This window comes from Komagataeibacter oboediens, assembly GCF_003207815.1.
Classification (GTDB): domain Bacteria; phylum Pseudomonadota; class Alphaproteobacteria; order Acetobacterales; family Acetobacteraceae; genus Komagataeibacter; species Komagataeibacter oboediens.
On the sequence record NZ_NKTX01000250.1, the window covers coordinates 1 to 640 of the forward strand.

The 640-nt window shown below is 57.0% G+C and carries 1 pseudogene; it reads right to left on the reverse strand.

Going from position 1 to position 640, the window contains the following annotated elements:
- Positions 1 to 259: 259 nt before the first annotated feature.
- Positions 260 to 640: pseudogene (locus CFR80_RS18665) on the reverse strand (ATP-binding protein); the annotation flags it as partial.

The window sequence follows — 640 nt, forward strand, 5'->3', positions numbered from 1 at the left end:
AACCAGCCCGGTTGAAGGACAGATCAGCCGATTGAAAATGATCAAGCGAACCATGTTCGGAAGAGCAGGCTTCGAACTCCTCAGGGCTCGTGTCCTCCAGCCCGCATAATCAAAAACATCATCACGAAAAGTGCGGAAGAACCCAAAAATAACCCCTGATCGGCATGCTATATTAACCCTCTGTTGAAGGCCCGGCCTGTCTCCTGAAGCCGTAGGCGTAAGGAGACAGGCCGGGGCAGGTATGGATCTGGAGAGAGGTTCAGTTACGGTTCCTGAACCGCCAGCTTTCGTTCCCTGTCTCGATGATGTCGCAGTGATGGGTCAGACGGTCGAGCAGTGCCGTGGTCATCTTGGCGTCGGCGAATACACTGGCTCATTCACCGAAGGACAGGTTCGTGGTGACAATGACCGAGGTCTGTTCATAAAGGCGGCTGATCATATGGAACAGCAACTGTCCGCCAGACTGGGCAAAGGGCAGGTATCCCAGTTCGTCGAGGATGACAAAGTCCAGTCGGCCGGGTTGTTCGGCCAGCCGACCCGCCCTTGCCGCCCGACTGTCAGCCTCAAGCCGGTTGACCAGGTCCACCACGTTGAAGAACCGGCCACGCCGACCTGTGCGGATGCAGCTCCGGCCAATGGC